Consider the following 13,409-nt stretch of genomic DNA (forward strand, 5'->3'; position numbering starts at 1 on the left):
GGCGTATCGGCTCATCCTTGGATTTAAGCGTAAGTTCTGAAATCGACATATGTCCTAGCCCTCTTTCGAGGTTGAACATCAATGATCAAGCGATGATCCGGAAGGTGGGGTCAGGACAGCGCTTACGCTTCAAGTTAACGCGACATTTGTAATGTTTCGCATCCATTCACGACCCGATCTGCAACCTTCATCATTTTCCCCGTGACCGCTTCACCTCTGCCATTCATCGCGAGCTGCGCCAAACCGCCAATACTATCTGGCGCGATATCGCTGGCCTGTAATCCGCGCAATCACTGCATCATAGATCAACACGCATCTGCGCACAGGTTATAAGGGTACAGTGCCTCATTCATGTTGCCAATCTCGGCTGATGATTTCATCATCGACGCATAGTTTCTAAGATTGAAATCAGATTTCTTGAAGCTTTCGCGCTAGCGTATAAGCTCAGCCTTAGAAACGTAAGAATAAGAGAGGCGGGGCCACTTGGATATTCGTAATTTCAATGGATTTGTCGCGGCTGCGGAATTAATGAATTTTACACTTGCCGCACAGCGGCTCAATATCACCCAGTCTGCGTTGTCACGTCAGATCAAGGGGCTTGAAGATTATCTGGGTGTCGAACTCTTCGAGAAAAGCGGGCGGAATGTCCGGCTCACGGCCCATGGCGACGCTCTTCTTGAGAAAGTGAACGACATTGTTCTGGCGGATCGCAGCCTTAGGGTGCTGGCCGACAACCTCGGTAGCGGCGAGAGCGGTGTCTTGAAATTGGGTGCCTGTTCGCAACTCATTGAACGTTATTCACCGAATTTCATCAAAAACTGGAGCCGGGAGAATCCAGGTGTAAGCATTCGCATTGAAGATGGCGGCGGACCAGAACTGGCTGATAAGTTGCGGGCGGGCGCTGTTCATTTGACGATCAGCGCGCGCCCTCTCGCGCCAGTAGATCTTTTTGAATCGGTTTCCCTCGGGCGGTTGAGCTTTCTAGCTGTCGCGACAGAGGAGTTTTTATCCGATGAAGCCCAGTCCATCGAATTGAATGACTTCCTGCGCCTGCCAATCCTTACACTTAATCAGCGCCACGCATCGCGTGAAGTCTTTGACGCCGCCTGTAAACTCGCTGGCATAGCACCCACAATCGTGCTCGAGAGTTATTCGCCGCATACATTGTTCTCAATGGCCGAGGGCGGTATTGGCGTGGCCGTTGTTCCTTCTTCTGCCGTCAAATTTGGGCCGCCGTTGATCGGAAAACCGATTACTTTGAAGGGGCAGCGGGTTTACTTTGATATATGCGCGATGTGGAGCTATGCGGCGCCTCTGCCCGAATACGGGATGCGTTTCGTTGAAGCTTTAAAGGATCACGTCCTCGCCGAGACTATCTGATCGGATTCGACCCATCTATTCATGAGCAGGCTAAGAATTCACCTGAGCGCATAACCTATTCCAATTTCGCATTGATATTTGATAAAATTATTCATTGGACGGATTGATTTCGCACCGATTACCTTCGCTTTCTGAACCACAAAGCAGGACATTGCATTGGGTTAGAAGGGGTTGGGCAAATGCAAAAGTCTGCTTGGGGCGTCATCAATCAAGAGAGAATAGTTCTTGCGCTGGCGATTGTCATGTTCATCGCGGCTTCCCTTGCTTTGCCCGGGTTTCTGACAGCCGAAAATCTGATTGCCGTCATCCGCTCCGTTTCGGTTCTGGGCATATTGGCCTTGGGCATGGCCATCGTGATCATCGGACGAGGGATTGACCTTTCGACCGTGGCGATCATGGCGATGTCGGTCGCGTGGTATTTGCAACTATTGGGGGCGGGGACATCCGACGCCATGGCAATAGCCTTCGTTCTGGCGGGCGTTGTGGGCATCGGTCTACTCAATGGATTTCTCGTTGCCTATGCGGAAGTGCCAGCGATCTTTGTCACGCTTGCAAGCGGCTCTTTCGTCTTTGGCTATGTTCGCTCACAGCTCATTACGCAAGACGCAGTGCCTGTTCCTAGCGGTCATTGGCTTGAACTATTGGGCGGCCTTCGTTACTTCGACATCCCCGTCGAAGTGTTTATCTTCGCGGGTTTAAGTCTGGCTATTTTTGCATTTCTGCGTTTCACGAAATGGGGAAGATACGTCTATTATGCGGGCGACAACCCCGTTGCGGCTCGCAATTCCGGTATGCCTGTTCGCCCCATGATCGTGTTACGCTATGTGCTTTCCGCACTGATCGGTTTTGCTGCGGGTCTTCTAACTGCGGCAAGCCTGCATTCAATCAATACGCGGGTCGTTAATTCCACTTTGCTCTATGACATCGTTCTGGTTGCGGTCATCGGCGGTATCGGCTTGTCTGGCGGCAAGGGTGGCGTGCGCAATGTTCTCGTCGGAGCTGCACTGATTGGCATCCTGCTCAATGCCATGACTATTCTCGATATTCCGCTGCTTTATCAGAACCTCATCAAATCCACCATTCTGCTGGCCGCTATCATCATCGACGGCATTATCAATCCGCGTGATGAACAGACAGCGCAGCAGGGCGACATATAATCGGTTTCAAGACAGTCGGAATGGCTGTTCAAAGGAGAAGGGACATTATGAAGCTTTTCAGGGCAATTCTGGCGGCAACCGCCATCATGTCCACGGTTCTATCCGTGCAAATGGCAAAGGCAGCCGAAGATCCAGGCCCGGCCGCTTATGAAAAGGCGCTCAAGGGCAAGCGTGTTTTGCTCGTGCCTATGACGATGGGTTTCGACCTGGCGCAAGGATGGGCCGCTTACCTCAAAAGTGAAGTTGAGGGGTTCGGTGGTGTCTTTGAAACACGCGATCCAAACTGGAGTGCCGAAGCAGGTGCGCAGGCCATCACCGAAGCCATTGCGTCGGATACCAAGCCTGACGTGCTCGTCGTACAATCGCCCGATCTCAACTCCTATGCCAAGCTCTTCAAGAAGGCGCAGGCAGCAGGAATTTACGTCATCGCTATAGATAATCCGGTCAATTATGCAGTCGATGCCTTCATCGGCTCCGATTGGGATCGTCTGGGGCAGCTTGAAGCCGAAGCGGTTATAAAGGGCTGCGGTCCAAATTCCTCAAAGAAGATTGCCCTCATCCAAGGAGATCAGGTCAACGCATCAAGTCTCTACCAATATGCGGGTATCACCAAAGTTCTTGAAAAGTACCCTGACTTCCAGGTCGTTGCTAAACCAGACTCCAACTGGGACGCCACGACAGCACGCAATGCAACAACCACAATCTTGCAGCAGCATCCAGACATTTGCGGCATTATCGATTTTTGGGACGGCGACGCTACAGGAACTGCCGCTGCAATCCGCGATGCCAAGCTTCAGGACAAGATCTTTCTTGTGACGACGGGCGGCGGTGAAAAGACTGCGGATTGCGATCGGCTGGAAGATAACACCTATGGCGCCGTCGTGATGACAGATCTCGCGCGCCAATCGGGGGATATCAATGCGATTATCAAGTTCCTTCTGCAAAGCGGGCAGCCTGCGGGAACGTCGCACACCTATATTTACACGCTTGAAAAGGCGACGACCAAAAAGGATCTCAATCCGGCCAGTTGCTGGGACGTCAAGGCATTGCAGGCACAAGCTGCTCAATAATTGCGGCTTAACCGGCTAGCGAATTGCCGGGGCTGATTGAAAAACCGACAGATCGCCACGCGCATTTCTTTGGCGCATGGCGATCTGATCTTTGGCGCTACACATCAAAATTCCGGAAGTCCCTATGTCGTTACGAGAACGTACCAAGGCTTGGCGCTACAACTACATTCCTGATCATCTGATCGGTGAGGTGCTGACAAAACGCTGGACTGATAACGCCATTCCCTTTGCCGTGCTTGTGGCAACGATTGCACTTTTTGGATCCCAGGTATCAGGGTTCTTCAAGATCTCGTCCTTACAGGAATCCACGCGCCAGTTGGGTGAGTTCTCTCTGGTGGTCACAGGGCTCACGGTTGTCATGTTGGGCGGTGGTATTGATTTATCAGTCGGATCGATCTTCGCGCTTTCTGCGTTCTCTGCTGTCACCGTATTCTTTATCTTCGAGCAGCCGGTCTGGCTAGCGCTGCTCGCTTCCATTGCTACCGGCGTAGTCTATGGTGCTCTCAATGGGTATCTGGTTGGCATTTTAAGGCTGCGTGCGTTTATCACTACACTGGTGACATTTATTATTGGTCGCGCCATATACGATATTCTCGTCGTGAATTTTGCTGCTGCCGTGCAAACGTCTCTCGCTTCCTCCGATGTTTGGGATTTCATCGGTGACGAAACTATTTTCGGTTTCTCCGCGTCGGTGATTGCTGCGATTCTGATGGCTATCATCACACATATCGTTCTTACGCGATCGCGGCCAGGCTGGCATATTCTGGCTGTCGGCGGTTCCCGCCGTTCTGCGCACAACGCCGGTATCCGTGTACGTCGGACGGTATTCTTCACCTATGTCTTCTCGGGATTGTGCGCGTCTCTCGCAGGCTTTCTCATTGCTTGTCGTTTGAGCGGTGTTGGACCCGGTACAGGCCTGAACCTCGAAATTCTGGCGCTTACCGCCGCGGTGGTTGGTGGGAACAGTCTGGGTGGCGGCCGCGGCTCCGTCGTGAAGGGCATGATGGGTGCGATCATTGTTCTCGTCATGACCAATGGGCTCATTCGTCTCGGTTACGGGACAGGCACGACGCAGCTTGTTCTGGGCGTCATGCTCGCCGTTGCTGTCACAGTCGATATTCGCTGGTTGAAGAACCGTCACAAAGTTCTCAATGAGATTTATGTAGCACCAGTTTACCTCAAAATGGGCGAGACTTTGTCTGCCTCGCCGGGCTCCGGCACACCATATGAACTGGATGACCGCCTCTCAAGGACGGATTATATCGGTCTCGGCGAGCTCGAAGGACCGGAAGACGTCATTCTTGATCGCGACGACAACCTTTATTGCGGAACTCGCCATGGAGAGATTATCCGCTTCTTTGCTCCAGACTACTCGCGTTCGGAAGTCTTTGCTCACGTCGGCGGCTTTCCGCTCGGACTTGCCTTTGACAAGGCTGGCAATCTGATTTCCTGTGTCGGAGCGATGGGCCTGTACTCTATTTCGCCAGAGCGGGAAGTGAAGAAACTGTCGGCAGAGACCGCGCGCTCATTGACGTCTATTGTAGATGACGCGCGCTTGCGTGATCCCAATGATTGTGACATTGCCCCGGACGGACGCATATATTTCACCGATTCAACCAAACGCTATGACGCTCATGACTGGGCGCTCGATTCCATTGAGAACCGTCCGACTGGACGGCTTCTGGTTTATGACCCCAAAGACGGTTCGACGAAAACACTTCTGGATGGCTATCGTTATACCAACGGTGTCTGTGTGGCCCATGACGGAAAGTCGATCTATTTTGCCGAAAGCTGGGCCTGCAGGGTACATCGCTATTGGCTGGAAGGACCAAAGGCAGGAACGGCTGAATGTGTCATCAAAGACATGCCCGGCTATCCGGACAATATCAATCGCGCATCTGATGGAAGCTACTGGATGGCGTGGCTCGGCATGCGCACGCCAAGCTTTGATCTATCACTGCGCCATCCTGATATGCGCAAGCGCATGACGCGCCGCTTGCCACAGGATGAATGGCTGTTCCCGAATATTAACACTGGCGGTGTGGTGAAGTTTGATGAAACGGGAAAGACCATCGATACGCTGGGCGATTTGTCGGGTGTCTCGCACCCTATGGTAACTTCAATGCGCGAACATAAGGGTTATCTCTTTGTCGGCGGTATCCTGAACAACCGTATCGGTCGCTATAAGATCGCCGGTGCTGCCACGGACTGGACAGGTCCTGCCTCGTACTGGGGAGAAAAACAATGATCCTTGATCCGATCCTGGATTTCTTCCGCGGCAAGGCTGTGACAATACCTCCGCTTGACGGTGCGTTCCGTCCCAATACCCTTCTTGATGAGGCTTCCGTTTTTGCAAGCCTCAACGAGGCTGATAATCTTGTTTTATCAGGCAGCGCGCTTCTTGCTTCGAGCGGGAACGCTGTTTTCCGGCTGACCGCCAACAACGCGCCTGAAGTCGTCGAGCGCTTTTCTACCCCGGTGACGAGCCTCGCGTCTGGACCTTCTGGTGAACTCGCTGTGGCCCTTGAAACCGGGAAACTCCTCATCAACAATCACGAGCAGCCTTTGTCTGCGAAGATTGGTTGTATCACAGCTCTCAGCTATGCTGTGGATGGAACCTTGTGGTTGGCCAATGGGTCTGCGGATCACTCGGCAGCCAATTGGTCAGCCGATTTGATGCGCCATGGCTCGTCAGGCTCCATCTGGAGGCGGGCTGTTGGCGCTACACAGTTTCAGCAAGTCGCTTCGGGACTTGCTTATCCTTATGGGCTTTTGCCGACCACCGGTGGCGTGGTCTTTAGTGAGAGCTGGAAGCACCGCTTGGTCTTTCTCGACGCAGAGACAGGCGAAAAACGCATCGTTGCTGACAAGTTGCCGGGTTATCCCGCCCGCTTGTCGCCAGCATCAGGTGATGGTGCGTGGCTGGCGTTTTTTGCACCGCGCAATCGACTGATCGAGCTTGTTTTGCAGGAGAGACATTACCGTAATGATATGATTGATCAGGTTCCGCAGGAATTCTGGATTGCGCCCGCATTGTCATCTGGACGCAGTTTTCTCGAACCACTGCAATGCGGTGGCATCAAAACCATGGGTGTTCATAAACCATGGGCTCCAAGCAGGTCCTATGGACTTGTCGTACGGCTCGACAAGCAGTTCCAACCGGTTCTCAGCTATCATAGCCGAGCCAATGGCCAACGCCATGGTACCTGCAGCGTTATAGAACGCAACGGACGGTTGCTGGTCGCCAGCAAGGGCGGCGACTGTGTTGTTGATGCAGGATCGGTCGATCATAGCCATGAGAAGGTGCACTGATGGCTCAGGCAGACGATATTGTTGTCGAACTGAAGAACGTCACCAAGGAATATCGTGGCGTTCCCGCTGTGAAGAATGTCGATTTCAGACTGAAACGCGGCGAGGTTCACTCGTTGCTTGGTGAAAATGGGGCCGGAAAATCGACCCTCACCAAGATGATTGCCGGTGTCGTTGAACCGACCTCGGGCGTCGTGATTTACAATGGAAAGGAAGTTCATTTTTCATCGCCGAATGAAGCTTTGGAAGCAGGCGTCGCAATGGTCTTTCAGGAGACCAGTCTGGTACCTTCCATGACAGTTGCGCAGAACCTCTATCTCGGGTCTGAAAAATTCCTTAATCGTCTCCGAGGGATCTATATCTCAGCGCAACAATTTTTACAGTCGCTGAGCTTTTCCGTAGATCCGACTGCGATGGTGGAAACGCTCGGAGCGGCCAAAAAGCAGATGGTCGAGATTGCCCGTGCTGTACACCACAATGCAAAAGTCATCATCTTCGATGAGCCGACAGCAACGCTAACGCCCGAAGAAAAGCGCCATTTCTTTGCGCTGATCCGACGGTTGAAAGCCAAGGGTGTTTCGATTGTGTTCATCAGCCATGCGCTGGAAGAAGCGCTGATGATTTCGGACAGGATCACGATCCTGCGTGATGGAGAATTGGTCGCAAGCGGTGCGGTTGAAGATTTCAACCGCGAAAAGATCGTGGCTGCCATGGTCGGTCGTTCTCTTTCGGGCGACCTATATCGCCAACGAGATGCGTCGGGTTTGCGTCATGCGGGCCGAAAAATACTGTCGGTTCAAGATATCTCCATGGGGAGTGCGGTCCGCAACAACTCGTTTTCTATCTTTGAGGGACAGATCACCGGCGTCTTTGGGTTGATTGGGTCTGGCCGGACCGAAACATTCAAAGTCATTTCCGGGATTTACAAGCGAGACTTTCTGCGCGGAGGCACCATAGAACTCGATGATAAACCAGTTCGCTATTATGTGCCGCGCGAAGCCGTTAAATCGGGGATCGTCTACATTACTGAAGACCGGAAAAGCGAAGGTTTTTTTGAAACTATGTCGATTGCGGAAAACCTTTTTGCGGGTGTTCTGGCTGCCGATAAAGAACAATCGAGCATCGTAAGCCTGAAGGAAATGCAGGCGCTTTCCTCGCAATGGATCAAGCAGCTCAATATCCGCGCGATCAATGACAATGCCCGGGTGGTTGAACTGTCCGGCGGCAATCAACAGAAGGTCGTTATAGGTAAAGGTCTGGTTCAGGAGCCTCGCCTGGTGATTTTTGATGAGCCGACACGTGGCGTGGATGTGGGCGCGATTGCTGAAATCCATCAGTTGATTAACGAGTTGGCGGATGCAGGATTGGCTGTCGTCGTGATCTCGTCTTATCTACCTGAAATCATGAATCTTTCCGACCGAATTCTTGTTTGCAGACAGGGACGCATTGTTGAGGAGTTCTCGCCAGCAGAGACAACGGAAGAAAAGATCATGTATGCGGCAGTACATTAAGGCCGCTTTGACTACGGAACTGCCACCAAACGCACCCGCAGTTTCTATTGGGAATGGGCGCACGCCTGAGGAGAAAGACTATGGCCACTGTCAGACTGTTGAGTGATGCGGACGTTGAGAAGGATGCGGCAGTTAAAGCCGTTTTCGATGATATACGCGCAACCAGAAAATCAGATTTCGTCAACAATTTCTGGCGTGGTCTTGCCAATGATCCTGCTAATTTGAAGCGCGTCTGGGAACAGCTCAAATCGATCATGGTTGCACCGGGAGCTCTCGATCCCGTTGTGCGAGAGATGATTTATATCGCCGTATCGACAGCCAATGGCTGCCAGTATTGCGTTCACTCTCACACAGCGTCAGCGCGTGCCAAGGGGATGACCGATGCGCAACATGGTGAACTGCTTGCGATCATTGGTTTGGCGGCCCAAACCAACCATATCGTGACGGCCCTGCAAATTCCTGTCGATCCAGAGTTTGATATCAAGAGCTGAGGGCATTCAATGAGTGAAGCTTATGCCTATGTCGCGCGTAAGCCGGGCGGCCCAGAAGTTCTTGAATGGACTGAAATTGATGTTCCTCAACCTGGGCCGGGCGAGGTTCAGCTGCGCCATACGGCGATCGGGGTCAACTTCCTAGACACCTACTACCGCAGCGGTCTCTATCCGTGGCCCCAATCGACAATGGTTCCCGGAGCGGAAGCCACAGGTGTTGTCACAGCCGTGGGACAGGGGGTGAACGGATTCTTGCCGGGAGACCGCGTCGCTTATGTCACGCAACACGGTGCTTATTGCACCCTGCGCAATCTGCCGGCATCTCAGCTTGTGATCATACCTGACGGATTGAGTGATGTTGTAGCGGCAAGCGCCATGTTGAAGGGCCTGACTGCGCAATATCTCATTACGTCGTCTTATGCAGTAAAGCCGGGTGATGTTATTCTCGTCCATGCTGCCGCAGGCGGTGTGGGGCTTTTGCTTGGACAATGGTTGAAGACCTTGGGAGCCAAGACGATCGGCACGGTGGGGTCTGAAGATAAGGTCGTTCTGGCACGTGATCATGAATATGATCACGTCATCAACTATCGTGAAAAAGATTTCGTGTCGGAAGTTCAGTTGATCACGAAAGGCCTGGGCTGTGCTGTTGTCTATGACAGCGTTGGAAAAGACACTTGGCGCGGCTCGCTGCAATGTTTGCAACGTTTTGGCGTCTTTGTGAACTTCGGGCAGTCTTCAGGGCCTATTCAAGGTTTCGAACTGTCTCATCTTGCAAGAGGATCTTTGTCCGCGATCCGGCCTGTGCTGTTCGATTATATCGCTGAAAGAAGTGACCTGGAAAGACGATCGGAAGAGCTGTTTCGACGGCTAGTTTCCGGTGAGATGCGGGTTGACCATATTACGCAGCGGTCCTTGGACCAGCTTGTGTCTGTTCATACCGATCTTGAGGCCCGCAGGACAGCGGGGTCGATAGTTCTTGTACCCGAGTATTAATATTGAGGTGCTTGGTTTGGTGGTCCGGGCTGGCCATTAAAATCCCGGACCATTTTAACAGGGGCACGTCATGCCCGCGGTTGCAATTTCACCCATATCCCTTTGATTACATGTTTGAAGCTGGCGGATGCTCGGTTGGAAATATAATCTACTAAATCTGTATAATATAGAAAGACAGGTTGTTCTCTTTTTGAGTCTGCGCCTCTAACGTATCGCTATCAACGACCAGCGTTTTCAGCGAGCGTGCAAGATGTCTGTAGAATTCATAAGTATTACATACCCTAACGCATCGACCGATATAAATCCCGTTCCGGGGTCTCCTGTCGATCCGCAATATCTGGTTCGCTATGCGAAGGCTCTCGAAGATGCCGGTTTCAACTATACGCTGGTCCCGTATGACTCCTCTTCATTCGACAATTTCACGATAGGCGCGACGATTGCCGCGAACACGACGCGCTTGAAGATCATCATCGCGCTTCGTCCCAACACAATTTACCCGACGGTCGCGGCCAAGGCTTTGGCGACGCTCGATCAGTTGTCGGGCGGACGTGTCGTGGTGCATTTTATCGCAGGCGGCAGCGATGCCGATCAGGCGCAGGAAGGTGACTTCCTGTCCAAGACCGAGCGCTATGAGCGACTGGAAGAATATATCGGCATTATCAAACGCATCTGGTCGGCGACCGAGCCTTTCGACTTTGATGGCAAATATTATCAGTTCAAGAACTTCCGCAGCGCCGTTCGCCCGGTCCAGGCCAACATCCCTGTTTCGGTGGGCGGTTCGTCTCCCGATGCCTATCGGATCGGCGGCAAGGAAGGCAATATTTTCGGCCTGTGGGGCGAGCCGCTTGCAGCGACACGCCAGCAGATCGACAATGTGAACGCGGAAGCCGCCAAGGCAGGCCGTTCGGATCGTCCGCGTATCTGGGTTACTTTCCGTCCGATCATCGCGGAAACGGACGAGCTGGCCTGGGCCAAGGCGCATCGTATTCTGGATCGCCTGAACGCCAATCTTGGTGGGGCCAATCGCCTCCAGCCGCAAAACATCGGGTCGCAGCGTTTGCTCGAACTCGCTTCTCAGTCGGAGGTGCACGACAAGGCGCTGTGGTTCGCTCCGGTCGTTGCCACCGGTGCGCGCGGTGCCTCCACGGCGCTGGTCGGTAGTCCCGAAACGGTTGCCCGTGTCATTCTCGATTATGTCGATCTTGGAGCCGAACTCATCTCCATTCGCGGCTACGACAATCTCTACGATGCCATCGATTACGGGCGTTATGTTCTGCCGCTGGTGAGAGCCGGTCTGGCGGAACGCGGCCTCGGCCCGTCCACTGTGGCGGCGGAATAAGCGAAACCGGCTGGCATATAAATTTCAGCATTCACAGGACGAAGACATGACGCCTCCACAAGCCCATCCCAGGGTTGTGAGTCTGGCCACGCCCGACGTGCGCCCGCTGCAACTCGACAGGCTCGATGCCCCGGACGGAATTGTCCAGGCAATTGCCGAATATGCGCCGGTTCACGACGCGGACGGGTCGTTCCCCTCGGAAGCAATCGCCCTGCTGCACGATGCCGGCATTCTGACGGCGACGGTTCGGCCTGAACATGGCGGGCGATCCATCGGTGTCGCAGAACTGGTACGCCTCGTTTCGACGGTTGGATATGGCGATCCGTCGGCGGCGTTGATCATGCTGATGAATCTGCAATTCCATGCCGCGCAGGTCGGCGGCAACAAGCGGGCGGTCGCTCCGCATTTGTACCGTCAGCTTCTGGCCGAATCCTACGAACGCCCAACATTGATCAATGCATTTCGGGCAGAGCCGGACCTCGGGGCGCCCGCCCGTGGCGGGCTTCCGGCAACCAAGGCGCGCTATAGCAGCGAGGGTTGGGTACTGTCAGGGCGCAAGACGTTTTGCACCGGCTCGACGGGCCTCAGCTATCATCTGCCCTGGGCGGTGACTGACGAAGCGACGCCGCGCGTTGCGGAATTTGTGGTTCCCGCCAAGGCACCGGGCATTGAGATCGTACCGGTCTGGGATCATCTCGGTCTGCGCGCGACGCAGAGCCACGATGTGGTCTATGACGACGTGCTGGTGCCGCATGACCATATCGTCAATCCGGAAGTCATCACTGCCGAGACGAAGCAGGACGCGCGCGCCGTCGCACCGACCGTGCTGCTGATCCAGTCGCTTTATCTCGGTGTCGCCAGAGCCGCACAGGATGCATTTGCGCGCTTTGCCCATCATCGCGTGCCATCCGGTCTCGGTCGGCCCATCGCAACCACGGAACGTATTCGCACGGTTGCTGGCGAAATCGAGCTGAATATCATTCAGGCGGAATCGCTGCTGTTTCATTTTGCGGATCGGATGGATGCAGGCGACGAGACGGCTTTCCGTCGTGTGATTGCGGCCAAGGCTGCGATCTCGGCCTCGCTCATCCGTGCCGTCGAGCTTGCTGCCAAGGCGCTCGGCAATCCGGGAATTTCCCGTGCCAATTCCATCGAACGCCATTTCCGCGATGTGCTGTGTTCTCGCATCCATTCGCCACAGGAAGATTCCGTCCTTCTCACCCTCGGTACCGAAAGCCTGAACCGGTACGCTCCAAACAAAGGAACTGCTCAATGACCCGTATTCTCAATGACTCCGGCCGCCTCAAGCTTATTCTTGCCGATGGCATTCTCGATGTCGCCAAGGCCAGCGATGGACGCTTTGCGTCCGATCCGCAGGCAATCTATGCGCAGTGGGATGCATTCGTCGAATGGGCGACATCGGCTACCCGTTCTGCGGAAGAAGCTCGCTCGCAGGGCAAGCGGATCGGCTCGCCGGTTTCCGCTCCGCGCCAGATCATCGGTGTTGGCCTGAATTATCACACGCATGTTCGCCATTCCGGGCTGAAGACCCCGACCGAACCCGGTGTGTTCGCAAAATTCCTGACTTCGCTTGCCGGTCCCAATGACGAAATCCCGCTGCCGAGCGAAGCGGTTCTCACTGAGGCCGAACTGGCTGTCGTGATCAAGCGCGAAGGTTTTGAGATCAACGAACGCGATGCTCTAGATTATCTGGCCGGCGCAACCGTGGCGCAGGACCTTCTCGATCCCGCATCGGTGGTGAGGGTGCCGACGCTTGAGGGCAATCCCGGCGCAACCTATCTCAACCCGTCCAAGTCGCTGGCCGCCTTCACACCGATTGGCCCGGAACTCGTTTCGCTCGACGAAGCGGGCGACCTTGGCAATCTCGGCATTGAACTCGACTTCAACGGCACGCCGGTTCAGCGTGGCAATACCAACGATCTGATCTTCGCCGTGCCGGAACTAATTGCCCGTCTGTCGCGCAAGCTGCGCCTGCTGCCGGGCGACGTGATCTTGACGGGTAGCCCGGATCGCGTTCACGGGACCGAAAAGCTGGCCTTGAAATCCGGCGACCGTATTCGCGCCGCCGTCAGCGGTCTCGGCGAACAGCAGTCGGTCGCCGTTTCCGTCGTCCGCGCGGCAGCCGCCTGATAGGTTGT

At 54.2% G+C, this 13,409-nt stretch carries 11 protein-coding genes; all 11 read left to right on the forward strand.

Annotated features, from left to right (window positions below):
- Positions 1-483 precede the first annotated feature (483 nt).
- The 11 genes from ABWW11_RS25030 (at position 484) to ABWW11_RS25080 (ending at position 13,401) form a co-directional block, all read left to right on the forward strand.
- Positions 484-1,380 carry a LysR family transcriptional regulator gene (locus ABWW11_RS25030; RefSeq protein WP_319080934.1) on the forward strand — a complete coding sequence of 299 codons (897 nt, stop codon included), beginning with the start codon at positions 484-486 and terminating at the stop codon, positions 1,378-1,380.
- A gap of 179 nt (positions 1,381-1,559) precedes the next feature.
- Positions 1,560-2,537, forward strand: a complete 978-nt coding sequence (locus ABWW11_RS25035; protein WP_121539342.1) for an ABC transporter permease — start codon at positions 1,560-1,562, stop codon at positions 2,535-2,537.
- Positions 2,538-2,623: 86 nt separating this feature from the next.
- The gene (locus ABWW11_RS25040; RefSeq protein WP_371830844.1) at positions 2,624-3,607 is read left to right on the forward strand and encodes a sugar ABC transporter substrate-binding protein; all 984 of its coding nucleotides are present in this window, start codon (positions 2,624-2,626) and stop codon (positions 3,605-3,607) included.
- 124 nt (positions 3,608-3,731) lie between these two features.
- On the forward strand, positions 3,732-5,855 hold the full coding sequence (locus ABWW11_RS25045; protein WP_109366344.1) for an ABC transporter permease: 2,124 nt from the start codon (positions 3,732-3,734) through the stop codon (positions 5,853-5,855).
- Positions 5,852-6,919 carry a hypothetical protein gene (locus tag ABWW11_RS25050; RefSeq protein ID WP_109366343.1) on the forward strand — a complete coding sequence of 356 codons (1,068 nt, stop codon included), beginning with the start codon at positions 5,852-5,854 and terminating at the stop codon, positions 6,917-6,919. Before ABWW11_RS25045 ends, ABWW11_RS25050 begins: the two co-directional genes overlap by 4 nt.
- On the forward strand, positions 6,919-8,427 hold the full coding sequence (locus ABWW11_RS25055) for a sugar ABC transporter ATP-binding protein (protein ID WP_109366342.1): 1,509 nt from the start codon (positions 6,919-6,921) through the stop codon (positions 8,425-8,427). Before ABWW11_RS25050 ends, ABWW11_RS25055 begins: the two co-directional genes overlap by 1 nt.
- An 80-nt stretch (positions 8,428-8,507) precedes the next feature.
- Complete coding sequence (locus ABWW11_RS25060; protein ID WP_109366341.1) at positions 8,508-8,918, forward strand: carboxymuconolactone decarboxylase family protein; 411 nt, start codon at positions 8,508-8,510, stop codon at positions 8,916-8,918.
- Between the two features lie 9 nt (positions 8,919-8,927).
- On the forward strand, positions 8,928-9,911 hold the full coding sequence (locus ABWW11_RS25065) for a quinone oxidoreductase family protein (RefSeq protein WP_319080933.1): 984 nt from the start codon (positions 8,928-8,930) through the stop codon (positions 9,909-9,911).
- A gap of 250 nt (positions 9,912-10,161) precedes the next feature.
- Positions 10,162-11,250 carry an LLM class flavin-dependent oxidoreductase gene (locus tag ABWW11_RS25070; protein ID WP_109366339.1) on the forward strand — a complete coding sequence of 363 codons (1,089 nt, stop codon included), beginning with the start codon at positions 10,162-10,164 and terminating at the stop codon, positions 11,248-11,250.
- Positions 11,251-11,296: 46 nt separating this feature from the next.
- Positions 11,297-12,526 carry an acyl-CoA dehydrogenase family protein gene (locus ABWW11_RS25075; RefSeq protein WP_210205542.1) on the forward strand — a complete coding sequence of 410 codons (1,230 nt, stop codon included), beginning with the start codon at positions 11,297-11,299 and terminating at the stop codon, positions 12,524-12,526.
- Positions 12,523-13,401: a fumarylacetoacetate hydrolase family protein gene (locus ABWW11_RS25080; RefSeq protein WP_121539339.1), complete on the forward strand. Its 879-nt coding sequence runs from the start codon at positions 12,523-12,525 to the stop codon at positions 13,399-13,401. Before ABWW11_RS25075 ends, ABWW11_RS25080 begins: the two co-directional genes overlap by 4 nt.
- Positions 13,402-13,409: the final 8 nt, after the last annotated feature.

The organism is Brucella sp. NBRC 113783 (assembly GCF_040372265.1).
Taxonomy (GTDB): domain Bacteria; phylum Pseudomonadota; class Alphaproteobacteria; order Rhizobiales; family Rhizobiaceae; genus Brucella; species Brucella teleogrylli.

Excerpts from the sequence above, each read along its gene's own strand:
- ABWW11_RS25035 (WP_121539342.1), top strand. The coding sequence starts at position 1,560 with ATGCAAAAGTCTGCTTGGGGCGTCATCAATCAAGAGAGAATAGTTCTT.
- ABWW11_RS25040 (WP_371830844.1), top strand. The coding sequence starts at position 2,624 with ATGTCCACGGTTCTATCCGTGCAAATGGCAAAGGCAGCCGAAGATCCA.
- ABWW11_RS25045 (WP_109366344.1), top strand. The coding sequence starts at position 3,732 with ATGTCGTTACGAGAACGTACCAAGGCTTGGCGCTACAACTACATTCCT.
- ABWW11_RS25050 (WP_109366343.1), top strand. The coding sequence starts at position 5,852 with ATGATCCTTGATCCGATCCTGGATTTCTTCCGCGGCAAGGCTGTGACA.
- ABWW11_RS25055 (WP_109366342.1), top strand. The coding sequence starts at position 6,919 with ATGGCTCAGGCAGACGATATTGTTGTCGAACTGAAGAACGTCACCAAG.
- ABWW11_RS25060 (WP_109366341.1), top strand. The coding sequence starts at position 8,508 with ATGGCCACTGTCAGACTGTTGAGTGATGCGGACGTTGAGAAGGATGCG.
- ABWW11_RS25065 (WP_319080933.1), top strand. The coding sequence starts at position 8,928 with ATGAGTGAAGCTTATGCCTATGTCGCGCGTAAGCCGGGCGGCCCAGAA.
- ABWW11_RS25070 (WP_109366339.1), top strand. The coding sequence starts at position 10,162 with ATGTCTGTAGAATTCATAAGTATTACATACCCTAACGCATCGACCGAT.
- ABWW11_RS25075 (WP_210205542.1), top strand. The coding sequence starts at position 11,297 with ATGACGCCTCCACAAGCCCATCCCAGGGTTGTGAGTCTGGCCACGCCC.
- ABWW11_RS25080 (WP_121539339.1), top strand. The coding sequence starts at position 12,523 with ATGACCCGTATTCTCAATGACTCCGGCCGCCTCAAGCTTATTCTTGCC.